This window comes from Arthrobacter nitrophenolicus (genome assembly GCF_045833485.1).
Classification (GTDB): domain Bacteria; phylum Actinomycetota; class Actinomycetes; order Actinomycetales; family Micrococcaceae; genus Arthrobacter; species Arthrobacter nitrophenolicus.
In genome coordinates this window covers 2,957,458-2,981,952 of sequence record NZ_CP174504.1, presented here as the reverse complement: position 1 = coordinate 2,981,952, position 24,495 = coordinate 2,957,458, and the positions used below count along the sequence as shown (strand labels likewise).

The window sequence follows — 24,495 nt, the reverse complement described above, 5'->3', positions numbered from 1 at the left end:
CCGCCCCTCCCTGCGGCCGGCCCCTATTTGAGGAACAGCTGCCGCAGGCGCAGGGTGGTCAGCAGCATGCCGACGGCGGTCATCGCCAGGTAGTAGCCAACGTGCAGCGGCGTTGCGGCCGTGAAGGTCCCCACGCTGATCTGGCGCAGCAGTTCCACCCCGTGCCAGAGCGGCATGGCCTGGATAAACCACTGGATGGGCTCCGGGTAGACGCTGAGCGGGTAGAACGTGGCGCTGAACAGGAACATGGGGAGCAGGATGAAGTTGATCCAGTCCATCTGCTGGAAGGTCTTCAGGAAGCTGGTGATGCCCATCCCCATGCTGGCGAATCCAAACGCGATGAGCACGGAGGCCGGGACCATCAGGAGCGCCCAGGGCGAGGTGATCAGCCCCATCACCCCCATGACGGCGGTGAAGCCGGTGGCGTAGAGCATCCCCCTCAGCAGCGCCAGGAAGATCTCGCCCAGGGCAACATCCAGCGGTCCCAGCGAGGTGTACAGCATGCCCTGGTACAGCTTGGCGAAGTGCATCTTGAAGAAGACGTTCCACGTGGAGTCGTACACCGCCCCGTTCATGGCCGAGACGGCGAGCAGGGCCGGAGCGATGTAGGCCGCATAGCTGATCTCGCCGCCGCCCGGGCCCTCCACCGTCCCCACGATGGCCCCCAGGCCCACACCCATCGACACCAGGAACAGGACCGGCTCGAAGAACCCGGACAGCATCACCAGCCAGTTGCTGCTCCGGGTGGCCATCAGCCCGCGCGAGATCACGGCTCTGGCGTTGCGTGAATAGAGCCTGCCGAAAGGCCTGTCGAGGGCTTCCTCGGTGGCGCTGCGCCCCGCCGCCGGAGGCACCGTCCGGCTCATTGGCCCAGCCTTGCCGCGAACCGGCGCCGGGTCAGCACCCAGCCCGCCACGGCGAGTGCGGCCAGGACCGCGACGTGCACCAGTGTCAGCAGCGGCGGTTCCTGGTAGCCGTAACTGGCCACGCGCCCGAGTTCGGTGCCGTGCCAGATGGGTGAGATCCAGCCGATCCAGCGGACGGCCAGCGGAAGTGTGTCCAGCGGAAAGAAGGTGCCGGAGAACAGGAACAGCGGCATCACGATCAGCCGCATCACCAGTGCGAACTGGCCCTTGTCCTCCGTGATGGACGCGGAATAGGCCATCAGCGGCAGCCCGAAGGCCAGCCCGGCGAGTGTTGCCACCAGAATGCCTGCCCATGCGCCGCCGGACGGGGCGGCGCCAAACAGCGCGACGGCGGCGAAGTAGACAGCGGACTGCAGGAGCAGTCGGAGCGTCACGGCCATGATGTGGCCCGCCGCGATCTGGGCCGGCGTCAGCGGGGACGCATGCGGGCCAAAGTAGGTCCGGCGCCACTTGAACCCGGCCATCACCGGGAAGGTGAACTCGTTGGCGGCCGTCATCACCGCGGCGGACACCAGCAGTGCCGGCGCGATGAAGGTCAGGTAGCTGACTCCCCCGAAAGCGGCGGCGCCCTGCCCGTCCACCAGCGTGGCAAGCCCTACCCCCATGGCGAAAAGGTAGGCCACCGGCTGGCCGACGCTGTACATCAGGATGGACCAGCCGTAGTTCTTCATGACCCGGAGCACTTGCTCGGCGAAGTAGAAGGCACCCCAGCAGCGGGCTTTCGCGGCGGCGACTGCAGGGCCGTGCGCCCGCAACGCGGGAGGGCTTGGCAGGCCCGGCAGCCCCTGCTCAGTCAACGAGGCTCCTGCCTGTCAGCCGAAGGAAGACGTCCTCCAGTGATGACCTGCGGACCAGCGAGGTCAGCGGCCGCAGGCCGCGGGACGCTACCTGCTCAAGCGCGCCCTCGCCGTCGTCCGCGTAGATCAGCACCCGGTCCGGCAGCACCTCCAGCCGTTCCCCGATGCCGTCCAGCTCCGCGCCGATAGTGGCGTTCCGTTCCGATCCAAACCGCAGTTCCACCACCTCGCGGGTGGAATGTTCCCGGATGAGCCTGGCCGGGGAACCTTCCGCCATGATGCGTCCCTTGTCCACCACGATGAGCCGGTCGCAGAGCTGCTCCGCCTCATCCATGTAGTGCGTGGTGAGGATCAGCGTGACGCCCTGTTCCTTGAGCCGGAACAGCCGGTCCCACAGGACGTGCCGGGCCTGCGGGTCCAGGCCTGTGGTGGGTTCGTCCAGCAGGAGGATGTGTGGTTCGTTGATGAGCGAACGGGCGATGGTCAGGCGCCGTTTCATGCCGCCGGAGAGGGCGTCCACCTTGGACTTTGCCTTGTCCGTCAGCTGCGCAAACTCCAGCAGTTCGTCGGCCTTGGGGCGCAGGTAGCTCATTGGCAGGCCAAAGTAGCGCCCATACACGATGAGGTTGTCCCGGACGCGCAGTTCCTCGTCAAGGTTGTCCTGCTGCGGCACCACCCCCAGATGCGCCCGCACTTCGGGCCCGGAGGAATCCGGGTCCAGGCCCATGATGCTGAGGCTGCCGGAGGTGCGCCCGGTGACCCCGCCGATTATCTTCATGGTGGTGGACTTGCCCGCACCGTTGGGGCCCAGCAGGCCGAAGGACTCGCCTGCCGGCACGGTGAACGAGATGCCGTCCACCGCCACCACGTCGCCGTACCTTTTGGTCAGGTTTTCGGCCGCGATGACCGTGCCGCGCGGCGGCGGGCTGCCGGCACGCGTTCCGGCAGGCAGGATGGCTTCGTTGTGCACCCTCCGCAGACTAGTGGAGGGCCCGGGGATGTGGAAGGGGACTTGCAGTTCCGTTTAAACGCCCGACGGCGGCACGGCGCCTTTCGCGGAAAGGTGGCGTGCCGCCGTCGGCGGTTGGGGAAGCGGAAGACTAGCGGGCAATGCCTGCCTGGCGTTCCGCAGCTTCCACCACGTTGGTCATCAGCAGCGCCACGGTCATGGGACCCACCCCGCCGGGGTTCGGCGAGATCCAGCCCGCCACCTCGGCAGCGGCCGGATCAACGTCGCCGTAGACCTTGCTCTTGCCCGTTTCGGGATCGGTTTCCCGGGTGACCCCGACGTCCAGCAGGGCCGCGCCCGGCTTGACGTCCGAGGCTTTGACGATGTGCTTCACGCCTGCGGCGCCCACGATCACGTCCGCCTGCCGGAGCAGCTCCGAGAGGTTGGTGGTGCCGGTGTGCGTCAGGGTGACCGTGGCGTTGACGTCCCGGCGCGTGAGCAGCAGCCCGATGGACCGGCCGATCGTGACGCCGCGCCCCACCACCACCACGTGCTTGCCCGCAAGGCTGTAGCCGTTGCGCTCCAGCAGCTCGATCACGCCGCGGGGCGTGCAGGGCAGCGGCGAGGTGATCTCGCTGTTGACGTTGAGCACCAGGCGGCCAAGGTTGGTGGGGTGCAGGCCGTCCGCGTCCTTGGCGGGGTCGATGCGTTCCAGGATGGCATCGGTGTCCAAATGCTTGGGCAGGGGCAGCTGCACGATGTACCCGTGGCAGGCGGGATCCGCATTGAGTTCATCAATGAGGGCCTCCACCTGCGCCTGGGTTGCATCTGCCGGAAGCTCGCGCTGGATCGAATTCATCCCGATCTGCACAGACTGCTTGTGCTTCATGGAGACGTACAGCTGCGAAGCCGGGTCCGCACCCACCAGCACAGTAGCGATGCCGGGAACGACGCCCTTGGCCTTGAGTGCGGCCACGCGTTCGGTCAGCTCGGCCTTGATGGCAGCGGCGGTAGCCTTGCCGTCGAGGATCTGTGCAGTTGTGGTTTCAGGCATGGGTCACCACTGCTCGTGCTGCGGGTAGAGCGGGAAGTCCGCTGCCAGCTTGTCGACGCGCGCCTGCAGGACCTCGACGTCGGCGCTGCTGCCGGCCTTCAGGGCGGTGGCGATGATCTCGGCAACCTCGGTGAATTCGGCTGCGCCGAATCCGCGGGTGGCCAGCGCCGGGGTGCCGATCCGGAGGCCGGAGGTAACCATCGGCGGGCGGGGGTCGAACGGCACGGCGTTGCGGTTGACGGTAATGCCCACCGAGTGCAGGAGGTCCTCGGCCTGCTGGCCGTCCAGCTGGGAGTTCCGCAGGTCCACCAGGACCAGGTGCACGTCGGTGCCGCCGGTCAGGACGGAGACGCCGGCCTCGGCGACGTCGGCCTGGTTCAGGCGGTCAGCGATGATCCTGGCGCCTTCCAGGACACGCTCCTGGCGCTCCTTGAATTCCTGCGTGCCGGCGATCTTGAAGGCCACGGCCTTGGCAGCGATGACGTGCATCAGTGGCCCGCCCTGCTGGCCCGGGAAAACGTTGGAGTTCAGCTTCTTGGCCCACTGCTCCTTGGCCAGGATCACACCGGAGCGCGGACCCGCCAGGGTCTTGTGCACGGTGGAGGTGACCACGTCGGAGTACGGGACCGGGCTCGGGTGCAGGCCGGCGGCGACGAGGCCGGCGAAGTGCGCCATGTCCGTCCAGAGCAGTGCACCCACTTCGTCCGCGATGGAGCGGAAGGCTGCGAAGTCCAAGTGGCGCGGGTAGGCGGACCAGCCGGCGATGATGACCTGCGGCTTTTCCTTGATGGCCTGTTCGCGGAGCTTGTCCATGTCCACGCGGAAGGTGTCTTCCTCCACCTGGTAGGCCGCTACCTCGTAGAGCTTGCCGGAGAAGTTCAGCTTCATGCCGTGGGTCAGGTGGCCGCCGTGGGCCAGGGACAGGCCCAGGATCTTGTCGCCGGGGGTGATCATGGCGGAGAGTGCTGCGGCATTGGCCTGCGCACCGGAGTGCGGCTGGACGTTGGCGTACTCGGCGCCGAACAGGGCCTTGACCCGGTCGATGGCCAGCTGCTCTGCGATGTCAACGTACTCGCAGCCGCCGTAGTAGCGGCGGCCCGGGTAGCCTTCGGCGTACTTGTTGGTGAGGACGGAGCCCTGGGCTTCCATCACGGCGCGGGGCGCGAAGTTTTCGGAGGCAATCATCTCCAGGGTGCCGCGCTGGCGGCCAAGCTCCTGGTCCAGGACTGCGGCGATTTCGGGATCCAGCTCGGCCAGCGGCTGGTTGCTGACGGCTGTGGTTGAGGTGGCTGTGGTAGTCACGGGGAACTCCTGGCTAGGGATTGGGCACTGCTTAGGTCAGGCTACCGGCTGGCGCGTCTTCGCACCGCGTTGATGAACGGGCGTGAAAGCGCGGGGGCATGGCGCTGCAGCACTGGACGCAGTGCAGCCCCACTCTCCGGCAAAACATGACCCTCGGCCCAGGCGTACGATCCGTGGTCTTCGTGGTTGCCGCTCCCTGGTGGTTAGCCACCCAACGCCAGTTGCGACCCTTCCAGCCTACCAAAACCGGCGCCCGCCGCGCGGGTAGGCTTGTACGCGTGAGTGAACAGCAGCTGAACCAAGCGTATGTATTGACCCTGTCCTGCCCGGACCGCCCCGGAATCGTCCACGCCGTGGCAGGTGCCCTGCTGGTCGCAGGCTGCAACATCCTGGACTCGCAGCAGTACGGCAGCCCCGCCACAGGGAACTTCTTCATGCGCGTGGAAGTGACGACCGCGGCATCCGCGGCCGAGCTGCGTGCGGCGCTTGAGCCGGTTGCTGAGGCCTTCGGGATGCAGTGGGGCCTGCACGCCGTGGGCCAGAAGGTGCGGACCCTGGTCATGGCCAGCACGTCAGCCCACTGCCTGAACGACCTTCTGTTCCAGCAGCGTTCCGGCACCCTGCCGATAGAGATTCCGGCCATTGTCTCCAACCACCAGGACCTGGCCGGGTTGGCCGGCTTCTACGGCATCCCGTTCCACTACATTCCGGTGACCAAGGACACCAAGGTCCAGGCCGAGGACAAGCTGCGGGCGCTCATCGCCGAGCATGACATCGAACTGACGGTGCTGGCCCGTTACATGCAGATCCTCTCCGATGAGCTTTGCACCGAGCTGACGGGCAAGGCCATCAACATCCACCATTCCTTCCTGCCGTCCTTCAAGGGCGCCAGGCCGTACCACCAGGCCCACGCGCGCGGCGTGAAGCTGATCGGCGCAACAGCACACTACGTGACAGCTGCCTTGGACGAGGGCCCCATCATCGAGCAGGAAGTCATCCGCGTGGACCATGCCCGCACCGCCGAGCAGTTCGTGCAGATGGGCCGCGATGTTGAGGGCCGCACCCTGGTCCAGGCGGTGCAGTGGCACGCTGAGCACCGGGTGCTGCTGGACGGCAACCGGACGGTGGTTTTCAACTAGCCGGTTTCCAACTAGCTCCGGAACCAGCCGTCCGGCTTTAGGCTGAAGCCATGGCTGACGCACCGGGGCACGCGGACCATGAGGCTGACCTCGCCCTGTTCTATGACCGGCAGGCCCCGCTCCGCAACACCCGGGCTGGCACGCCCCACCGGGTGGAATGCCGGGAGTGGTTCATCCGGCTGCTCAAGGGCGAACACCGGCAGTCCGTTTTCGAACTCGGGTGCGGCACCGGCGTAGAGGGGTTTGAGTTTGTCCGTGCCGGCCTGCACTACTGCGGCGTGGACCTGTCCGGGGAAAGCGTCCGCCTTGCCGCCGCCAAGGGGTTGAATGCCCGTGTTGCCAGCGGGCGGAGCCTGCCGTTCCCGGACGGCTCCTTCGCTGCCGGCTGGACCATGAGCACGCTGCTGCACGTGCCCAACACCCTCATCCACGAGGTGGCCGGCGAGCTGGTCCGGGTGTGCGCGCCCGGCTCGCCCATCGCCGTCGGACTATGGTCCGGGGACGATGAGGAGGTCCTGAACCCGGAAGACGATGAGGAGCCGCGCCGGTTCTTCAGCCGCCGGAGCGACGCTTCCGTCCGGGGGATCTTCGGCGAACACGGCCAGGTGGAACACTTCCGCACCTGGCCGGAGGGAACAGGGGACGAGTCGGGGCCGGGGCGGGGCGCCTGGACGCAGCACTACCAGTTCCTGGTCTTCCGCACCCCGGGCTCCCCCGCCTGACCCGCCGGTCACATTGGGCCGGGGGCAGCAGCCGCACCCGGGAGTGGCCTAGGGTGTTGCCATGGCTCCCCTGTACCCCTTCGCCGGCAGCAGCCCGGCAGTCCATGAATCAGCTTTCGTTGCTCCCACGGCGTCCATCATCGGCAACGCCAGCTTGGGCGCGGACGCCAGCGCCTTTTACGGCGTCTCCGTGCGGGCGGACACCGCCGCCATTTCGGTGGGCGCGGGCAGCAACCTGCAGGACAACGTGGTGCTGCACGCCGATCCCGGCTTCCCCTGCACGGTGGGCCAACGCGTCAGCGTGGGGCACGCCGCCGTCGTGCATGGCTGCACGGTGGAGGACGACTGCCTGATCGGCATGGGCGCCACCGTCCTCAACGGCGCGGTGATCGGCGCCGGCTCGCTGGTGGCGGCCGGCGCCGTGGTCCTGGAAGGAACCGTGGTCCCGCCCCGCTCGCTCGTGGCGGGCGTTCCGGGAAAGGTGCGCCGTGAACTCACCGATGAGGAGTACGACGGCGTGCGCGCCAATGCTGCCCGGTACGTGGAGCTCGCGGCAAAGCACCGCGAACTTCACGCCCCATAGAACACGTCAGTCCAGGCTGATCGGGCCGATCGCGTCCAGCAGTTCGCCCGGGCCGGGGTTGGCAGGCGCCGAGGAGCCGCCCAGGTGGTTCACCACGCCCCACACTGCATTCAGGCCCGTGGTGACCGCGCCTTCGGCCCAGCCGGCGGTGAAGGACACATCGTCGCCGGCCAGGAAGATGCCGCGCTGGGATTCCGGCAGCCGGTCCTGCTTGAAGTGGGTGAACAGCCGCTGCTGGTAGCGGTACTGGCCGGGCAGGTTGGCCTTGAAAGCGCCCATGAAGTTGGGGTCCGCCTCCCATGACACGGTGATCGGCTGGCCCACGATGTGGCTGGCGATGTCCACGCCCGGGTAGATCTGCTCCAGCGAGTGGAGCATCAGTTCCACGCGCTCATCAGCGTCCAGGGCGAGCCATTTCAGCGCATCATCATTCCAGGTGTAGGAAAGCAGGATGACTGCTGGCTGGTCCGGGCCGTTGTCCAGGAGATACGTGGCGCGGTTGAGCCGGTCGGTCAGGGTCATGGACAGGACCTCGTTGCCCGTCTCCGGGTCGATGTCCTTCCAGAACGGCCGGTCCACCATCACGAACGTCTTGGACGACTGCATATAGTGCGAGCGCTCGATGGCGGTCCACAGCTCCGCCGGGAACAGCGCCTCCTCGGTGTGGATCCGGGTGGACAGCAGCCAGGACTGGCACGTTGTCACCACCGCCGGGTAGCTGGCTTCGCGGCCCCACCGTTCGCGGACCCGCAGGTTGCCGTCCTGGTCGCGGCTGATCTTGCCCACGGCGCCGCGGGGCGAGCCGGAGTGCAGTGACGCCAGCGAGGTGCCCTCGGGCCAGTGCCTCATGCCCGACGGCGCGTGCTGCCACAGTGCCTCGGGCAGCCGCTGCGCTCCCCCGCGGATGAGCCGGTGCTGGTCGTCCGCGTCCGTGTACACCACCCGCAGGATCTCCAGGATGGAGTTGGGGAAGTCGGTGTCCCAGCCGCCGGTGCCGAAGCCCACCTGCCCGAAGGCCTCGCGGTGCGCGAAGCCTGCCTTTTTAAAGGACTCGCTCGCTGCGATGAACCCGTAGAACGTTTGCTCGTCCATCAGCGGCAGCAGCTCGTTCCACAGCTCCTTGATCCGGGCCGTATCCCGTGCACGGATGGCGTCCTGCATCTGCGCGAACTTCGCGCCGTCGTTCACTGCCGACTTCCAGGCGTCCGCAACCTCGCGGAAGAAGGCCGGAAGGTCGCTGGGCTTTTCGGCGTAGTGCTTCTTGCCCGCAAGCTCGATCACGGTGCTGGAGGTGGCCGCGGCCAGCGGGTTGGGGAAATCCTGGGTCTCCAGGCCCAGCAGGTCCACGTAGTGGTAGAACGCCCTGCCGGAGACCGGGAACCGCATGCCGCCCAGGTCCGCCACGACGCCGGGGGCAGCGGGGAAGGCGGCGGTGCGGAGCCGCCCGCCGATCTGGTCCGCCTCGTAGACCACCGGACGCAGGCCCAGCTTCATCAGTTCATACGCCGTCACCAGCCCGGACAGCCCTGCACCAATGACCGCCACCTCGGTGCCCAGCATGTCCTCCGGCACCGATCCCAGGCCGTCCGGGTGTGCCAGGTAGTGGTCGTAGCTGAACGGGAAGTCCGGATTGAGCATGGTGATGGGCGCGGTTTGCTCTTCCGGGCGCCGGCTGGCGCCTTCCTCGGTCAACGTGGAGGTGCTGGACGGGTCGGAGGCCGGAAGTTCGGTGGCGATGGTCATTGAAGGTCTGCCTTTTGTTGGTTCGGGGCGTCGGTACGTGGCTGGGAGCGGTCAGGGCTTGCTGGTGAGGGACATGGCGGACAATTCACGGTATTCCCCCTCATCCAGGGCCGCCACCCTGGAGTTGCGCCGTCCGTAGGCGAGGTAGGCGGCGAGGCCTACCAGCATCCACACGGCAAAGGTCACCCAGGTGTCCGCGCCGAGGTTGGCCATCAGGTAGCCGCACATCAGGGCGCCAAGGATGGGGGTGAGCGGGAACAGCGGGACCCGAAAGGTGCGTTCCAGTTCGGGCCGCGTCCGGCGGAGGTAGATGACCGCCACATTCACCAGTGCGAAAGCGAACAGGGTACCGATGCTGGTGGCGTCAGCGAGCGAACCCAGCGGCACCAGTCCGGCGGTCAGCGCGACGGCGATGCCCACCAGCAGGGTTCCGGCAGCGGGGGTGCCGGTGCGGCGGGAGACGCGGCCGAAGACGGCAGGGATGAGGCCGTCGCGGGACATGGACAGCAGGATGCGGGTCTGGCCGTAGAGGACCGTCAGGACAATGCTGGCGATGGCCAGGACGGCGCCGACGGCGAAGACCAGGGCAATCCAGGGCTGGCCGGTGGTCTCCTCCAGGATCTTCACCAGGGCGGCCTCGGTGCCGTCGAACCAGCCCCACGGGCGGGCACCGATCGCGGCCACTGCCACCAGCACGTAGATGGTGGTGACGATCAGCATGGACAGCATAATGGCGCGCGGCAGGTCGCGCTTGGGATTGCGGGCTTCCTCGCCGGCGGTGGAGGCGGCGTCGAAGCCGATGTAGGAGAAGAAGACGCGGGACGCGGCGGCGGAAACACCGGCGGCGCCCATCGGCAGCAGCGGTTCGAAGTTGCCTGCGTTGAAGGCAGTGAAGGCGACGGCGCAGAAGAAAAGCAGGATGCCTACCTTGACCACCACGATGGCGGTGTTGATCCAGGCACTTTCCTTGGCGCCGCGGACCAGCAGGACGGTGGCCAGCACCACGATGACCATCGCGGGAATGTTGACCATGCCGCCGTCGCCCGGAGGCTGCGAAAGGGCGTCCGGCAGCGCTGTGCCGAACACGGCCAGGCTCTCGTTCACGTACTGACCGGCGCCAACGGCCACGGCAGCTACGGACACCGCGTATTCAAGGACCAGGCACCAGCCACAGATCCATGCCATGCCCTCGCCCATGGTGGCGTACGTGTAGGAGTAGCTGGAGCCGGACACGGGCACCAGGCCGGCCATTTCCGCGTACGATACCGCGGACAACAGCGCGGCGAGCCCCGCGATCGCAAACGAGATCCAGATGGCGGGACCGGCCAGCGGCACGGATTCACCCAGGATGACCAGGATGCCCGTGCCCAGCGTCGCGCCCACGGAGATCATGGTCAGCTGCAGGACGCCGAAGCTGCGGACGAGGCGGGGTCCGCCTTGGTCGGCCTCGGCCTCGTTGACCATCTGCGCGATGGGCTTGCGGCGCAGCAGCTGCGCTCCAAGGGTGGGCCGGGCGGCCGCGCGGGCAGGTACCTGGCCCGAAAGTGTAGGCACAGTCATCGTTGACGTCCGTTCGTGTCGTTGAATGGTTGGACTGGTTTCCCCTCCCCCAGCGTAGGGGTGTGAGCCGCATCTCAAGCTGTGCAAAATGACCTATAGTCTTCACTCATGAGACGCAATGCACCAGCAAGCGAGTCTGCTTCAGTGGGACTTCCGGCCCAGCTGAACGCCGTGACGCTGAACCAGTTCCTTGCCTCGCTGCCCGCGGGTGTGGCGATGCTGCACGACGCCGGCAACGGCCATACTCCCCTGCGGTGGGTGGAGCCCAGCGAACTTGAAGACCCTACGCCATACCTGCTTGACGGCGAATTCGTGCTGACCGCCGGGTTGCCATTCCGGCGCGGTGTCAACGGCGCCGATGACGACGCCGGCAGCGGCAGGGGTGGCGAGGGAGCCGCAGAGGGGGCAGCCGTCGCCGACGCGTACGTCCGCCGCCTTGTCGCCGCGGGCGTCGCGGCGCTGGGGTTCGGCCTTGAGCCGTACTTCGATGAGGTGCCCGCTGATGTCGTGGCGGCCTGCCGCAACCACGGCCTGACGCTGGTGGCGGTACCCGCCAGCATCCCGTTCGCCGCACTGGGACTCGAGTTCTCCAAGCTGCTCGAATCAGGGAACGCCCAGGTATTCCGCCAGCTCGCCGAGACCAACCGCCACCTCATGGGGGCGGTCCTGTCGCCCCGCCCGGAGCACGAGTTGCTGGCGGCCCTGGCGCAGCGGGTTCCGGCCTGGGCCGTCCTGGTTGGCGCGGACGGCAGGGTACGCGCCCGCGCCGGTACCGCCGTCGAGCTTTCCACGCTCCAGCCGCTGCTCAAAAGGCTCCTCGCGGGCAGCGGCCCGCGGGTGGAAACTGAAGCCTTTGACGTTCCGGGGTCAGCGCTGGTGTTCGGCCACCCGCTGCGGAGCACCAGGGATGCCACCTTGGGCGGCCTGCTGCTCGGCACGGACAAGCCGCTGACCCCCGCACAGAACAACGTGGTCTCCTCGGTGGTGAGCCTCCTGGAACTCCTGGTCCGGCAGCGGACCAGCGGTTCCCTGGCGCCCAGCCAGCTGGCCACGGCGTTGCTCCTGCATCCGGAAAGCATTGCAGGGGCCAGCACCAAAGAGCTGAACACACTGCGGGACCTGCTGGCGCAGAGCGTCGGGGGCACCCGCACCGGGCTGGTCCGGGTGGTCCAGGGCATCCGGCCCAATGCAGCGCCTGCGGCTGACGGTCCCGTGCGCGAACTGCTGCAATGGCGGCGGCTGTTCGACACAAAAATGGTGGAACTCACCGACTACGGCTTCGCCGCCGTGACCCGGCTGAAGGTTGACGACCAACTGCTGGCCGGGGTGGAGCAGCTGGGCTGGCGTCTGGTGGTGGGCGGCGCCGCGGAACTGCCAGCCCTTGCCGCTGCCTACCGCAGCGCGTCGGCTTTGCGTCCCCGGGTCCAGGCTACGGGGACCACCGTCCGCGAAGAGGAACTGACCTGGTCTGTCACCGGCCTGCTGGGCGGTGCGGCAGGCGGCATGCTGGCCTCCCGCCTGCTGGCGCCTGTTCTTGGACAGGAGCCCGAGCGCCGCGAAGCCCAGCTCCAGGTCCTCCGCGCATGGCTGGGCGCCAACGGCAACTGGGACGCGACAGCCAAGGACACAGGTCTGCACCGGAACAGCGTTCGCCGGCAGATCAATGCGCTGGCGGAGATCCTGGACGTGGACCTGGCGCAGGCCGGAACGCGGGCGGAGCTGTGGATCGCCCTGCAGTTTGCCGATTCCGCAGCTCCGCCCGGCGCAGCGCCGGACGGCGGTACAGGTGCTTAGTCTTCCCAGGCGCGGTAGAGGTCCGGGCGGCGCTCGTCCAGGTAGGGCACGGCGGCGCGCTCACGTTTTGCCGCTTCTGCATCCACGTCGGCGAAGAGCAACTGCGGTCCTTCCCCGGCTGCGGCGAGCAGCTTCCCGTCCGGGCCGGCGATGACGCTGCCGCCGAGGAACCTGCAGCCGTCCTCCACTCCGGAGTGGTTGGCGTAGGCGACGGTCAGCTGGCTTTCGAGTGCCCTGGCCCGGAGCAGCACCTGGGGGACGTCGTCGAACCCGTGGGCCAGCGCCGTGGGCACCAGCAGCAGCTCGGCGCCGCCGGCCGCCGCGGCCCGCACGGCTTCCGGGAATTCCACGTCGTAGCAGATGACCATGGACGTGGGGATTCCCTGGAAGTCCACCACGGCGGGACGCTCTGCTGCCGGACTGAAAGCAGCACGCTCGTCCGGCCCGAACAGATGGACTTTTCCATACTCCAGCAACACCTCCCCGTTCGCGTCCAGCAGGGTGGCGCTGATCTGCCAGTCCCCCTCAGCCATGACACGCGGAAGGCTGTAGACCAGCCCGATGCCGTGGCGGCGGGCGGTGGCGGCAAGTGTTGCGCGCAGCGTGGGGAGGACTTCCGGATCCAGCCCGGACCGCAGTTTGCGCGGGGCATACCCCACCGGGAAAAGCTCCGGGGTGAGCAGCACCCGGGCTCCGGCCGCTGCCGCTTCCCGGGCGGCGGCATCGATGACGGCACAGTTGGCCTCAGGATCAAGGACTGCAGAGTTGGCCTGCAGAAGTGCCAGCAGCACCGCTACCACCTTCCATCGTTGGAGCGGCCGCCTGGTGGGCCGCTCCTCCCAGCGTAGCCAGAGTATGCGGCGGCGGGCCGGGGCCATTTGCACCGCGGGACGAACGTTCACGGCCGGATCGTCCCGGTCCAGGCAATGGGGGGCTGCGGCCTCATGCGTTAACTTCTTGACGCCAAGACCGCGAATAGGGCAATCTTCTTAGCATGTCCGCAACCCCGCGCTCAACGAGGAGCAAGCCCAAAAATCCGGGTTCACAGTCCGCCCTGCGGCAGCTGAACCAGCAGCGGATCATCGAGAGCCTGATGGGCGGTCCTTCCACGCAGGCGGAGCTTGCCCGGCAGACGGGCCTCTCCACCGCAACGGTGTCCAACATCGTCAAAATCATGCTCGATTCAGGTCTGGCATCCACGGAACCGATCACCAGTTCCGGCCGCCGGGCACTCAACGTCCGGCTCAACAGCAACGGTGCCGTGGCGGTCGGGATCGACTTCGGCCGCCGGCATCTGCGGGTGGTCCTGGCCTCCCTCAGCTACCACATCATCGCCGAGGAATCGGTCATGCTTCCCCTCGGCCACCAGGCTGAGGAAGGGATCCAGGCCGCCGTCGTCCTCCTGGACAAACTGTTGCAGGACAGCGGCATTGAACGGTCCGCCGTAGTGGGTGCCGGCGTCGGAATTCCGGGGCCCATCGACCGCCGGACCGGGACCGTGGCGCAGGGGGCCATCCTTCCCGAATGGGTGGGAATCAACATCCTCCAGCACCTTGAGGAAACCTTGAGAATCCCCGTGTTTGTTGACAACGACGCCAATCTGGGAGCCTGGTCAGAGGTCACCTGGGGACAGCACACAGGGGTCAGCAACCTGATGTTCCTGAAGATCGGTTCGGGTATCGGCGCAGGGCTGATCCTCAACGGCGCCCCCTACTACGGGAACGTTGGGATCACCGGCGAAATAGGCCACGCCACCATCCACGAGCAGGGCCTCGTCTGCAGGTGCGGGAACCGTGGATGCCTGGAAACCATCGCCTCCACTACCACCATGATCGAGCTCCTGAGCCGCGGCGAGGACCGGCCCCTGACGCCCGCTGACATTGTCCGGAAGGCCCTGAACCGGGATTCGGCAACGCTTCGCGTGGTGGACGATGCGGGCCTGTCCGTGGGCCGCGCGTTGGGCAACGTTGCCAACCTGATCAACCCCGAGGTGATCGTGGTGGGCGGGCCCCTGGCGGGCCTGGGTGACCTGCTGCTGGACCCGATCCGCCGCGGCCTGGTGCGGCATGCGGTTCCGGTGATTGGGGAGACCACCACCCTCACCATGTCGTCCCTTGGGGACCGCGCTGAAGCGCTGGGCGCGGCAGCGCTCGTCTTCCAGCACGCCGGAATCAGGAAAACCTAGACCGTTTCGTTATCCGGCAATTGCGTTCAAGACTTGACGACAACAGCTGTGATCCAGTTTACTTTTTCATCAGACGGCCCTGCGCTTTGCCGGCCGGACAAAGAAGTCATTGCATTGGAGGGTTAGGGCTTATGACGTCCCAGGCCACGCAAAACGAACCGATCATCCTCGAGATGCGGTCCATCACCAAGGAATTCCCCGGCGTCAAAGCCCTGGACAACGTAAGCCTGCGGGTGAAGGCGGGCGAGATCCACGCGATCTGCGGTGAGAACGGCGCCGGCAAGTCCACCCTGATGAAGGTCCTTTCGGGTGTTTATCCCTATGGGAGCTACGACGGCGACATCGTCTACCAGGGGCAGGTCCAGCAGTTCCGGGACATCCGGGCCAGCGAGCACGCCGGCATCGTGATCATCCACCAGGAGCTGGCACTGATCCCGGAACTCTCCATCATGGAGAACATCTTCCTGGGCAACGAACCCACCAAGCGCGGCATCATCGACTGGGCCGAAGCACGGCTCCGGTCGCTGGACCTGCTGGCCCGGGTGGGCCTCCGGGAAGACCCGGACACGCCCATCAAGGAAATCGGCGTCGGCAAGCAGCAGCTCGTGGAAATCGCCAAGGCGCTGAACAAGTCCGTGAAGATCCTCATCCTGGACGAGCCCACTGCCGCGCTCAACGAGTCCGACTCCCAGCACCTGCTGGACCTGATGCTCGGCCTCAAAGCTAAGGGCATCACCAGCATCATCATCTCCCACAAGCTCAACGAGATTGAGCAGATCGCAGACTCCATCACCATCATCCGGGACGGCAAATCCATCGAAACGCTGGACGTCAAGGCAGACGGCGTGGATGAGGACCGCATCATCAAAGGGATGGTGGGCCGTACCCTCGAGTCCCGGTTCCCGGACCACACCCCCAAGATCGGCGAGGTGTTCTTCGAGGTCAAGAACTGGACCGTGGGGCACCCCAACGTGCAGGACCGGCTGGTCTGCAAGAACTCCAGCTTCTTCGTCCGCAAGGGTGAAATCGTCGGGTTCGCCGGGCTCATGGGCGCGGGCCGCACCGAGCTTGCCCGCTCCGTATTCGGCCGCTCCTACGGCCGGTTCATCAGCGGCCAGATCTACAAGGACGGCAAGGAAATCACGCTCAAGTCCGTCCGCCAGGCCATCGACGCCGGGCTGGGCTACGTCACCGAGGACCGCAAGTCCCTGGGGCTGAACCTGCTGGATGACATCAAAACCACCACGGTATCGGCCAACCTGCGGAAGATCAGCCGCAACTACGTGGTGGACCCCAACCAGGAATTCACGGTGGCCGAGCAGTACCGCAAGTCGCTGCGCACCAAGACCCCGTCCGTGGAGGAAGGCGTTGCCAAGCTCTCCGGCGGCAACCAGCAGAAAGTGGTCCTGGCCAAGTGGATGTTCACCGACCCGGACCTGCTGATCCTTGACGAACCCACCCGCGGCATCGACGTTGGCGCCAAGTACGAGATCTACGGCATCATCCAGCAACTCGCCAACCAGGGTAAGGGGGTCATTGTCATCTCCTCGGAACTCCCCGAACTCCTGGGCCTGTCCGACCGTATCTACACCATCTTCGAAGGCGCCATCACGGGCGTCCTGAACAAAGACGAGGCCAGCCAGGAAAGCCTGATGAAACTGATGACCTCAGCACGAAAAGCCGAAGCCGCCTGACCCTCTGGATCATCCCAGAACCTTCCGGACACAAGGACTGACACCATGAACGCCCTCAAGAAGCTGTTTGGCGGCAATAGCCGCCAGTTCGGCATGATCTTCGCCCTGGTGGCACTGATCATCTTCTTCCAGATCGCCACCGACGGCCGGACCCTCACCCCCGGCAACGTCATCAACCTTTTCAACGGCAACTCCTACATCCTGATCCTGGCCATCGGCATGGTCCTGGTCATTATCGCCGGCCACATCGACCTCTCTGTCGGGTCCGTGGCAGCGTTCGTGGGCGTCACCGTGGCCCTGGCCATCCGCGACTGGGGCATTCCCTGGTATGCCGGCGTCCTGCTCGGGCTGCTGCTGGGTGCACTGATCGGTGCATGGCAAGGCTGGTGGACGGCCTACGTGGGCATTCCCGCCTTCATCGTCACGCTGGCAGGCATGCTCCTGTTCCGCGGCTTCAACCAGTTCGTCGGCAAATCCAACACCATCCCGGTCCCCAACGACTTCCAGTACCTGGGCGCCGGCTACCTGCCCGAAGTCGGCCCCGACACCGGCTACAACAACCTCACCCTCCTGCTGGGCATCGCCGCCGCCGCGTTCGTTGTATGGGGCGAACTCCGCTCCCGGGCCCGCGCCAAAGCCCTCGGCGCCGAAGTCCCGGAAATGTGGGTCACCGCACTGAAGCTCGTCCTGATCGCCGCCGCCATCCTGTACGCCACCTACCTCTTCGCCACCGGCCGGCCCGGCACCTCCTTCCCCATCCCCGGCCTCATCCTGGCCGTCCTGGTGCTGATCTACGGCTTCATCTCCTCCCGCACCATCCTCGGCCGCCACGTCTACGCAGTGGGTGGCAACCGGCACGCAGCCGAACTGTCCGGCGTCCAGTCCAAGAAGGTCAACTTCCTGGTCATGATGAACATGTCCATCCTGGCCGGCCTGGCAGGCATGATCTTCGTGGGCCGGTCCACTGCCTCCGGCCCGTTTGACGGGGTCGGCTGGGAACTTGACGCCATCGCCGCAGTCTTCATCGGCGGCGCCGCTGTTACCGGCGGTGTGGGCACTGTGGTCGGATCCATCATTGGTGGCCTGGTCATGGCCGTCCTGAACAACGGCCTGCAGCTGCTGGGCGTCGGCGCCGACCTCACGCAGATCATCAAGGGCCTGGTGCTCCTGATCGCCGTTGCCTTCGACGTCTACAACAAGAGCCAGGGCAAGAAGTCCATCATCGGCCTGCTGATGCGGAATGCCGGCGGCGGCCGAGGCCCCGGCGGCGGACCGAGCAACCCCCTCCAGCCCGACGAAACCACTTCCACTAAGGAAGCCATCGCGCGGGAAGCCTGAGCCTTACAGCCTGAATAGCGTTTCACCACAAAGAGAAAGAGAACCAACAATGCGAATGTTTGGTAAAGCAGGAAAGGCCGCAGCGGTAGCTGCCATCGCAGCACTGGCGCTGACGGGCTGCGGACGCTCCGAGACCACAACCGGCGGCGGGACCGAAGGCGCCGGGGGGTTCGAACAGGACTCCTCCATCGGCGTCGCGCTTCCGCAGAAGACCAGTGAGAACTGGGTCCTTGCTGAGAAGTTGTTCAATGACGGCCTTAGCGACGCAGGGTTCAAGCCTGACGTGCAGTTCGCCAACGGCGGCGTATCCGAACAGCAGAACCAGATCAGCGCCATGGTCACCAAGGGTGCCAAGGTCATCATTGTGGGCGCAATTGACGGCTCGCAGCTGGGCACCCAGCTCAAGCAGGCCAAGGACGCCGGCGCCACGATCATCGCTTACGACCGCCTGCTGCTGAACACGGAGAACGTGGACTACTACGTGGCCTACGACAACTTCAAGGTGGGCGAGCTCCAGGGCCAGGCCCTGCTGGAAGGCCTCAAAGCCAAGAAGCCGTCCGGCCCCTACAACATCGAGCTGTTCGCGGGTTCCCCGGATGATGCCAACGCCAAGGTCTTCTTCGACGGCGCCATGAGCGTCCTGAAGCCGAAGATCGACGACGGCACCCTCAAGGTCGTCTCCGGCCAGACCAGCTTTGAACAGGCTGTGACCCAGGGCTGGAAGGCCGAGAACGCCCAGCGCCGCGCTGACACCCTGCTGACCGGCAGCTACACCAGCGAGTCGCTGGACGGCGTCCTTTCCCCCAACGACACCCTGGCCCGCGCAGTCCTGACCTCGGTCAAGGCCGCCGGCAAGCCGCTTCCGGTTGTCACCGGGCAGGACTCCGAGGTTGAGTCGGTCAAGTCGATCATGGCCGGCGAGCAGTACTCCACCATCAACAAGGACACCCGCAAGCTCGTGGAGCACGCCATCACCATGGTGAAGGACCTCCAGGCTGGCAAGGAACTGGAGATCAACGATCCCAACTCCTACAACAACGGTGTCAAGACTGTCCCGGCATACCTGCTGGAGCCGGTTATCGTCACGGCCGAGAACGTGAAGACCGCCTACGTCGGCGATCCGGTTCTCGAACCCATCACCAAGTAATTCACTCCGGAAAAGCCCGGTCCTCCTTTTCGGAGGGCCGGGCTTTTCTTAAGTCGCAGGCGTTTTAGCGCTTGACAGCCAGCACTCCCGGGCCGGTGAACTGCAGGGCGTGGTTCTGCACTGCCTGCGGGGTGGTGAACGCCTTGTAGCTGTAGGCATCCGCCGGGTCCCAGCCGACGTCGGTGGTGAACTGCCACCCGGTCCAGTCAGGGGCCGTCGTGCCGGACAGTTCCGCTTCCGCGAGCGCCTCCGCCCGGTTCTGTTCGAAGGAGGCCCTCGCCACGGCATTCAGGTCCGCGGCCTCCCCGTTGAACCAGGAACCGGTATCGCTGAAGCGGTGCCCGTTGTAGCTGCTCACCATGATGGTCGGATCAGCTCCGGGACCCGTGTAGTCGAAGGCGTTGCCCTCGGAGAAGATCCGTGACTCGTAGCCGGCGCCCAGGAAGTAGCTGTTGCCGCCCTGGCCTTCACTCACCATTGGGTATTGCGGATGGTCGGTGCTCCCCACAAAGTAATTGTTCAGGACGTGGACCTGGCCGAAACGCACACGCGGTCCGCGCTGCTGGATGTTCTCGAAGTGGTTGCCGATGTAACTGACGCGCAGCTTGCCGCCGTCCTTGTCCACGTGCTCGTCACCGGAGCCCAGGAGCATGGTCTTGTCATGGTTGGTGAGTTTGCTATCGGAAATGGTGACGTAGTCGGTGCCGTCCTTGAGATCCAGCAGGCCGTCGTGCCGGTTGGCCGGCTTGCCGTTCGGTCCAAGCGGCGCTTCGCTGTCGGGGTACCGGCCGTCAGTCAGCCGCACGTGGTCAATCCACAGGTGGTTGGACGTTACGGAGGAGACGGCGTCGAACCGGGCGTTCCAGGCCCCGTCCCCGTCGTCGGGCGACCACGTGCTGAAGAAGTCCACCGGAGCTTCCACGCTGAGGTTGCGCATCACCACGTTCGTGGCGCTCAGGAACACGATGTTCGCGCCCACAAAACCGGAGTCGGCGCCCAGCCCTATCACCGTGGTGTTGCTGGGGATGCTCACCTCGATCTGCCGCTTCATGTTGTTGCTGCCGGTTTGCCGCAACTGCCTTTGCTTCTTGCAGTAATCAAAGGTCTGGTCGCTCCACACCTTTCCGTCAGGCCCGAAGCAGGAGATGTATTTATGGATGTCGTAGCCGGCGGCGTAGTCCTGCTCGCCAAGGATCCGGCCGTCCGCCGCCTGGTTGCCGTTGATGGTTCCGTTGATGAAGATGATCTTGGGCGCCGTCGGTTGGCCGTTGTTGGCCAGCGCGGATTTGAGGTCTGCCAGCGTCTCCACCTCATACCGGCTTTCCACCGGCGCGCCTGCACCGCCGTTTGTCCCGCGTCCGACGGCGGCCCAACCAGTAGGTGCCGCATCATCAGGCCGGATGGTCCCGCCGCCTGTAGGAGCCGGGCTGGCAGTTCCGGGAACTGCAACGGACAACCCGGCAACGAGCGCCAGTGCCGAGGCAGCGGCTGCCATTCCTGCAGTCCGTCGGAGCCTGCTGGGGGTGGAAGTGCCTGTCTTATCGCGTTTCAGGGACGTCATCGGCCTTATTTCCGGCATGCCAAATAAACCACATGCCTTGCTGGGTGTGGATAAAGATAAACATTGATGACCGCTGAGAAATCGGTTTCTCAGCGGTGCTTCATTCTTACGTGCGCTGTCACCCGGGTGTCAAGGGCATTTCACAGCTGAAACATAGGTCCGGCCCGATGCCCGCACAGGCTGCCCAACAACTGTGGAGCTTGAAAGCGGGCCCGCCGGCCTGCACCGATTCCTAGGAGTACAGTGAGCGTCCTTGCCCGCAGTGTTGGCAATGCCTTCAGAAACAAGGTTCGAACGGCTGCCGTCGTGGCAGTCCTGGCAGTCGCCATCGGTTTGGCCCTGGCCATGCTTGTGGCCAACCAGGCCGTCGGAGCCAAGGTCCAGGAGCTGAATGCCTCGGTGGGTACGGTGCTCACCGTGAACCCGGCAGGCGGCCAAGGGTTCGAGGGCGGCGGCGAGCCCCTGACCAGCGAGCAGGCAGCAACCGCTACTGCCGTCCCCAACGTCAGTGCCGTTGTCGGGATTTCCTCCCTTCGGCTGCGAAACGCGGCCGAAGCTGCGGCACAGGCAGCCGGTGGTCAGACTGGCCCCGGTGGCGGCCAGGGCGTATCCGGTGGACAGGCCGCGGCAACGCTGACCACGAGCCTCACGGCCGCCGTCGACGCCGGGACACTGGGCAACCGCAACCAGGCCGCCAACGGCACCACGGGCACCACAGCAACCCAGCCAGTCCGTTCGCTGCCCATCACCGCAACAGGTATCGGCGCGGAGGTTGACACCACTGGAAAGGCGCTGGCCATCACCGAAGGCAACGGCCTGGGCGACTACAACGCCGAGTCCACCAATGCGCTGCTCGGCACCACGCTCGCGGAGAAGAACGGACTGGCCGTCGGATCCACCTTCACCATCAACGACCAGACCTACACGGTGGCCGGCCTGTTTGACGCCGGGACGACCTTCGGAAATAACGCCGTCTACGTCACGCTCCCCACGGCGCAGACCCTCGCAGGCCTCCCCGGTGAACTTTCAAGCATGATCGTCACCGTCGACTCACTCGAACACGTCGAGGCAGCCAAGGCCGCCCTCCAGGAGGCACTCGGCACGGATAAGGCGGACGTCACCCAGGGCCAGAACCTTGAAACTGCCGTCAGCTCCCTGGACAGCGTCAAGAACATCTCCTATATCGCGTTCATTGCCGCTTTGGGCACGGCGGGCCTGATCATCCTGCTCATCATGGTCATGCTGGTCCGCGAGCGCCGCCGGGAAATCGGAGTGCTCAAGGCGATCGGCGCACCCAACCGCACCATCGGCCTCCAGTTCGTCCTTGAAGCCCTCGTCCTCGCCGCGCTGGGCAGTGCAGCGGGTGCTGTCATCGCCGCGTTTGCCAGCAGCGGCATCGCCTCGGCCCTGATCTCAACCAACACCACCACGACGGCGGCCGCCACCACCGGCCGGGGCATGCCCGGAGGCACCGGCTTCCCTGGGGGCGGCCCGGGAGGCCCGTTCGGCGGGGCTTCACAGCTGCTGACTTCGGTCACGGCAAGCGCCTCCCCCGACGTTATCGTCGCCGGCATCGCGGCCGTGTTCGGCGTTGCCACCATCGGCGCGCTTGTTCCGGCCCTGCTCACCGCACGTATCCGGCCCATCGAAGTCCTGCGAGGAGAATAACCATGATTGAAGTCAAGAACCTGGTCCGCACCTTCAACTCCGGTGACCGCACCATCAAGCCAGTAAACGATGTCAGCTTCGAACTGGAGCAGGGGACCCTTGCCTCCATCGTGGGTAAGAGCGGCAGCGGAAAAAGCACCCTGTTGTCCCTCCTGGGCGCGCTGGACAAGCCCACCAGCGGAGACGTCGCAGTAAACGGCGTCAGCCTGGCCAGCATGCCGGACGCGAAGCTGACCCAGTACCGGCGCCGGGACATCGGCTTCGTGTTCCAGCAGTTCAATCTGATCCCCAACCTGTCCGCCGTGGATAACGTCATGCTGCCCATGGAGTTCGCCGGGATGAGGAAGGCGGCCAGGCTGCAGCGCGCCAAAGAGCTGCTGGAACAGGTGCAGCTGGTCCCGGAAAAGCATGACCGGCGGATCAACCGGCTCTCCGGCGGCGAACAGCAGCGCGTGGCGATTGCCCGGGCCCTCGCCAATGAGCCCAAGCTCATTCTGGCGGACGAACCCACCGGCAACCTGGACGAACAGACCGGCGACCACATCATCGAACTGCTCAGTGCGCTGTGCCGCGACCACAACACCACCATCCTGGTGGTCACGCATGACCGGGCCCTGGCGAACAAGACCGACCGCCGCTTCCGGCTGCAGCAGGGCAGGCTGACGGAGGAACCGGTCCGGAACCGGGCCACCGCGGCGGCAGCCCCCGTCTAAGCCGCAGGCCGCGAGCGGACGGGGAGGGCCGGCGTCGGGCCCTCCCCGCCAACGCCCGCTCACTTTTAGCACCCAATTCCCCAACGCCCGCTCACTTACAGCGGATAGACAGCAAACCCCTGCGCACTGCTGTGACAGGATTGGGCCATGACCGCGCCCATCGCCACGCCGTGGCTGTCCAACCAGCCCAACACAGACCCCCGCTCCGCCACCGGGAACTCCCTGCGCTGGGGAATCATTGCCACCGGCGGCATTGCCCGGTCGGTGGCCCAGGACCTTGCCCTGCTGGGGGACGCGGAACTGTACGCTGTCAGTTCCCGCGGACAGGAGACTGCAGATGCCTTCGCCGCAGCCTATGGCGTCTCCACGGCGTACGGGGACGACGACGGCGTGCACGGCTACCAGCGACTGCTCGCCGACGAGGCGGTGGACGTCGTCTATGTCGCCACGCCCCATGCCCAGCACCACCAGATTGTCCTCGCAGCCCTCAACGCCGGCAAGCACGTCCTCTGCGAAAAGGCCTTCACTGTCAATGCGCGCGAAGCCAGGGAGCTCATCGACGTCGCCAGGAGCCGCAACCTGTTCCTGATGGAGGCGGTCTGGAGCCGCTTCCTGCCGGGCATGCAGCGGGCATTCGAAATCGCGGCCTCCGGCGAGCTCGGAGACCTTCACTGGGTGTCGGCCGACCTCGGCTTCCCCGCCCCCTACTCCCCCACCTCCCGCCTCTGGGCGCGCGGGGACGGCGGCGGAGCGCTCCTGGACATTTCGGTCTACCCCCTCCTGTGGGCGCTGGGAACCCTTGGCTTTCCGCAGACGGTCAGCGCCATGGGCGTCGTCAACGACGACGGCGTGGACGCCCAAAATGCGATGACCCTTGGCTACAGCCACGGCGCACAGGTACAACTCACCTCGTCGCTGTTGTCCCACGGGCCACGGACCGCCACCGTGGCCGGCAACCTCGGCTTCCTGCAAAGCGTCGGATCCATCAACAACCCCCACAAACTGAGCATTGTCACGGGCCGTTCCGACCACAGGACCGAGACCTTCGACGTCGTGGGCAAGGGCTACACCTATGAGTTGCGCGAGGTGACGCGCTGCATCCAGCAGGGCCTCACCGAAAGCCCCGTCATGCCTCTCGAGGATTCTTTGAACGTCATGCGCTTGTTTGACGGCGTGCGTGCCCAGCTCGGCGTCAGCTACCCGAATGACAGCCACTGAAGGGCATGACTAAGCAGTCAAGATCCTCATGACTCATACGCCTGTTTTTCATGCGGAATCAATTGCATGACGGACTTAAATGCCCCTGTGATGATGAGGCCTGTGAATGTTTTGATTTTGTCGATTTGTTTTAGAAGTCCCTAGACTTTCTGCAATATCCGGTCTTACGCTATAGGCATCGTCGAATGCAGCAGTACTGGGGGTGGTACGCATGGGTGAATCTCGTTCACCGTGGCGTGCCCTGCGGCCGGTCCTTCTTGCTGGTGCCGCTGCCTTTACCTGGCTGACATTCTCGGCCACGTCGGCCTCTGCAGACCTGCTTCCGGACACGTCATCCCTGTTGGGGGGCGTCACTAGCTCTACGCAGTCGGTGACGGAGAATCTTGTGCCGGTAGTGCCCGC

20 protein-coding genes are annotated in these 24,495 nt (G+C 65.9%); 11 read left to right on the top strand and 9 right to left on the bottom strand.

All coding sequences use genetic code 11. The annotated features are described in order from the left end of the window. Positions 1-23 precede the first annotated feature (23 nt). The 5 genes from ACJJV6_RS13855 to glyA all read right to left on the bottom strand — a co-directional run bounded on the left by ACJJV6_RS13855 (position 24) and on the right by glyA (position 5,028). The gene (locus tag ACJJV6_RS13855) at positions 24-866 is read right to left on the bottom strand and encodes an ABC transporter permease (protein WP_009358018.1); all 843 of its coding nucleotides are present in this window, start codon (positions 864-866) and stop codon (positions 24-26) included. Next, positions 863-1,723 (bottom strand): ABC transporter permease, encoded by an 861-nt coding sequence (locus tag ACJJV6_RS13850; RefSeq protein WP_009358017.1) that lies wholly within the window; start codon positions 1,721-1,723, stop codon positions 863-865. The genes ACJJV6_RS13855 and ACJJV6_RS13850 overlap by 4 nt, the downstream gene beginning before the upstream one ends. Further along, a complete protein-coding gene (locus tag ACJJV6_RS13845) occupies positions 1,716-2,693 on the bottom strand; it encodes an ABC transporter ATP-binding protein (RefSeq protein WP_407709232.1) in 978 nt (325 codons plus the stop codon). Before ACJJV6_RS13845 ends, ACJJV6_RS13850 begins: the two co-directional genes overlap by 8 nt. A 130-nt stretch (positions 2,694-2,823) precedes the next feature. Beyond that, the gene (locus tag ACJJV6_RS13840) at positions 2,824-3,726 is read right to left on the bottom strand and encodes a bifunctional methylenetetrahydrofolate dehydrogenase/methenyltetrahydrofolate cyclohydrolase (RefSeq protein WP_407709231.1); all 903 of its coding nucleotides are present in this window, start codon (positions 3,724-3,726) and stop codon (positions 2,824-2,826) included. Between the two features lie 3 nt (positions 3,727-3,729). Continuing rightward, positions 3,730-5,028, bottom strand: a complete 1,299-nt coding sequence (gene glyA / locus ACJJV6_RS13835; protein ID WP_407709230.1) for a serine hydroxymethyltransferase — start codon at positions 5,026-5,028, stop codon at positions 3,730-3,732. A 278-nt stretch (positions 5,029-5,306) separates the two neighbouring features. Here glyA and purU point away from each other — a divergent pair, with 278 nt between their 5' ends. The 3 genes from purU to ACJJV6_RS13820 all read left to right on the top strand — a co-directional run bounded on the left by purU (position 5,307) and on the right by ACJJV6_RS13820 (position 7,472). Then, on the top strand, positions 5,307-6,167 hold the full coding sequence (gene purU / locus ACJJV6_RS13830; RefSeq protein ID WP_009358014.1) for a formyltetrahydrofolate deformylase: 861 nt from the start codon (positions 5,307-5,309) through the stop codon (positions 6,165-6,167). Positions 6,168-6,217: 50 nt separating this feature from the next. Next, positions 6,218-6,889, top strand: coding sequence for a class I SAM-dependent methyltransferase (locus ACJJV6_RS13825; protein WP_407709229.1), 672 nt, complete (start codon positions 6,218-6,220; stop codon positions 6,887-6,889). A gap of 61 nt (positions 6,890-6,950) precedes the next feature. After that, on the top strand, positions 6,951-7,472 hold the full coding sequence (locus tag ACJJV6_RS13820; RefSeq protein WP_407709228.1) for a gamma carbonic anhydrase family protein: 522 nt from the start codon (positions 6,951-6,953) through the stop codon (positions 7,470-7,472). A 6-nt stretch (positions 7,473-7,478) separates the two neighbouring features. Here ACJJV6_RS13820 and ACJJV6_RS13815 read toward each other — a convergent pair whose 3' ends face one another. Together ACJJV6_RS13815 and ACJJV6_RS13810 are read right to left on the bottom strand one after the other, a co-directional pair. Beyond that, complete coding sequence (locus ACJJV6_RS13815) at positions 7,479-9,215, bottom strand: flavin monoamine oxidase family protein (RefSeq protein ID WP_407709227.1); 1,737 nt, start codon at positions 9,213-9,215, stop codon at positions 7,479-7,481. 51 nt (positions 9,216-9,266) lie between these two features. Continuing rightward, on the bottom strand, positions 9,267-10,775 hold the full coding sequence (locus ACJJV6_RS13810; protein WP_407709226.1) for an amino acid permease: 1,509 nt from the start codon (positions 10,773-10,775) through the stop codon (positions 9,267-9,269). Positions 10,776-10,883: 108 nt separating this feature from the next. On the opposite strand from ACJJV6_RS13810, the gene ACJJV6_RS13805 reads away from it, so the two are divergent. Continuing rightward, positions 10,884-12,569, top strand: a complete 1,686-nt coding sequence (locus tag ACJJV6_RS13805; RefSeq protein WP_407709225.1) for a PucR family transcriptional regulator — start codon at positions 10,884-10,886, stop codon at positions 12,567-12,569. Here the strand turns inward: ACJJV6_RS13805 and ACJJV6_RS13800 are convergent. After that, on the bottom strand, positions 12,566-13,360 hold the full coding sequence (locus ACJJV6_RS13800) for a nitrilase-related carbon-nitrogen hydrolase (protein WP_407709224.1): 795 nt from the start codon (positions 13,358-13,360) through the stop codon (positions 12,566-12,568). The genes ACJJV6_RS13805 and ACJJV6_RS13800 overlap by 4 nt on opposite strands. Before the next feature lie 203 nt (positions 13,361-13,563). On the opposite strand from ACJJV6_RS13800, the gene ACJJV6_RS13795 reads away from it, so the two are divergent. The 4 genes from ACJJV6_RS13795 to ACJJV6_RS13780 all read left to right on the top strand — a co-directional run bounded on the left by ACJJV6_RS13795 (position 13,564) and on the right by ACJJV6_RS13780 (position 18,933). Then, complete coding sequence (locus ACJJV6_RS13795) at positions 13,564-14,754, top strand: ROK family transcriptional regulator (RefSeq protein WP_407709223.1); 1,191 nt, start codon at positions 13,564-13,566, stop codon at positions 14,752-14,754. A gap of 131 nt (positions 14,755-14,885) precedes the next feature. Further along, a complete protein-coding gene (gene mmsA, locus ACJJV6_RS13790; protein ID WP_407709222.1) occupies positions 14,886-16,448 on the top strand; it encodes a multiple monosaccharide ABC transporter ATP-binding protein in 1,563 nt (520 codons plus the stop codon). A 45-nt stretch (positions 16,449-16,493) separates the two neighbouring features. Further along, the gene (gene mmsB, locus ACJJV6_RS13785; protein WP_407709221.1) at positions 16,494-17,786 is read left to right on the top strand and encodes a multiple monosaccharide ABC transporter permease; all 1,293 of its coding nucleotides are present in this window, start codon (positions 16,494-16,496) and stop codon (positions 17,784-17,786) included. 49 nt (positions 17,787-17,835) lie between these two features. Beyond that, positions 17,836-18,933: a substrate-binding domain-containing protein gene (locus tag ACJJV6_RS13780; RefSeq protein ID WP_407709220.1), complete on the top strand. Its 1,098-nt coding sequence runs from the start codon at positions 17,836-17,838 to the stop codon at positions 18,931-18,933. Between the two features lie 64 nt (positions 18,934-18,997). Here ACJJV6_RS13780 and ACJJV6_RS13775 read toward each other — a convergent pair whose 3' ends face one another. Further along, positions 18,998-20,428: a polysaccharide lyase family 1 protein gene (locus ACJJV6_RS13775; RefSeq protein WP_407709219.1), complete on the bottom strand. Its 1,431-nt coding sequence runs from the start codon at positions 20,426-20,428 to the stop codon at positions 18,998-19,000. Between the two features lie 309 nt (positions 20,429-20,737). On the opposite strand from ACJJV6_RS13775, the gene ACJJV6_RS13770 reads away from it, so the two are divergent. The 3 genes from ACJJV6_RS13770 to ACJJV6_RS13760 all read left to right on the top strand — a co-directional run bounded on the left by ACJJV6_RS13770 (position 20,738) and on the right by ACJJV6_RS13760 (position 24,093). Continuing rightward, the gene (locus ACJJV6_RS13770) at positions 20,738-22,162 is read left to right on the top strand and encodes an ABC transporter permease (protein ID WP_009358004.1); all 1,425 of its coding nucleotides are present in this window, start codon (positions 20,738-20,740) and stop codon (positions 22,160-22,162) included. A 2-nt stretch (positions 22,163-22,164) separates the two neighbouring features. After that, the gene (locus tag ACJJV6_RS13765) at positions 22,165-22,875 is read left to right on the top strand and encodes an ABC transporter ATP-binding protein (protein ID WP_009358003.1); all 711 of its coding nucleotides are present in this window, start codon (positions 22,165-22,167) and stop codon (positions 22,873-22,875) included. 147 nt (positions 22,876-23,022) lie between these two features. Continuing rightward, positions 23,023-24,093: a Gfo/Idh/MocA family protein gene (locus tag ACJJV6_RS13760; RefSeq protein WP_009358002.1), complete on the top strand. Its 1,071-nt coding sequence runs from the start codon at positions 23,023-23,025 to the stop codon at positions 24,091-24,093. Positions 24,094-24,495: the final 402 nt, after the last annotated feature.

Coding starts and splice junctions, on each gene's coding strand:
- ACJJV6_RS13760 (WP_009358002.1), top strand. CDS start 23,023: ATGACCGCGCCCATCGCCACGCCGTGGCTGTCCAACCAGCCCAACACA.
- ACJJV6_RS13820 (WP_407709228.1), top strand. CDS start 6,951: ATGGCTCCCCTGTACCCCTTCGCCGGCAGCAGCCCGGCAGTCCATGAA.
- ACJJV6_RS13780 (WP_407709220.1), top strand. CDS start 17,836: ATGCGAATGTTTGGTAAAGCAGGAAAGGCCGCAGCGGTAGCTGCCATC.
- ACJJV6_RS13795 (WP_407709223.1), top strand. CDS start 13,564: ATGTCCGCAACCCCGCGCTCAACGAGGAGCAAGCCCAAAAATCCGGGT.
- mmsB (WP_407709221.1), top strand. CDS start 16,494: ATGAACGCCCTCAAGAAGCTGTTTGGCGGCAATAGCCGCCAGTTCGGC.
- ACJJV6_RS13840 (WP_407709231.1), bottom strand. CDS start 3,726: ATGCCTGAAACCACAACTGCACAGATCCTCGACGGCAAGGCTACCGCC.
- ACJJV6_RS13775 (WP_407709219.1), bottom strand. CDS start 20,428: ATGGCAGCCGCTGCCTCGGCACTGGCGCTCGTTGCCGGGTTGTCCGTT.
- ACJJV6_RS13765 (WP_009358003.1), top strand. CDS start 22,165: ATGATTGAAGTCAAGAACCTGGTCCGCACCTTCAACTCCGGTGACCGC.
- mmsA (WP_407709222.1), top strand. CDS start 14,886: ATGACGTCCCAGGCCACGCAAAACGAACCGATCATCCTCGAGATGCGG.
- ACJJV6_RS13825 (WP_407709229.1), top strand. CDS start 6,218: ATGGCTGACGCACCGGGGCACGCGGACCATGAGGCTGACCTCGCCCTG.
- ACJJV6_RS13805 (WP_407709225.1), top strand. CDS start 10,884: ATGAGACGCAATGCACCAGCAAGCGAGTCTGCTTCAGTGGGACTTCCG.
- ACJJV6_RS13855 (WP_009358018.1), bottom strand. CDS start 866: ATGAGCCGGACGGTGCCTCCGGCGGCGGGGCGCAGCGCCACCGAGGAA.
- ACJJV6_RS13815 (WP_407709227.1), bottom strand. CDS start 9,215: ATGACCATCGCCACCGAACTTCCGGCCTCCGACCCGTCCAGCACCTCC.
- ACJJV6_RS13810 (WP_407709226.1), bottom strand. CDS start 10,775: ATGACTGTGCCTACACTTTCGGGCCAGGTACCTGCCCGCGCGGCCGCC.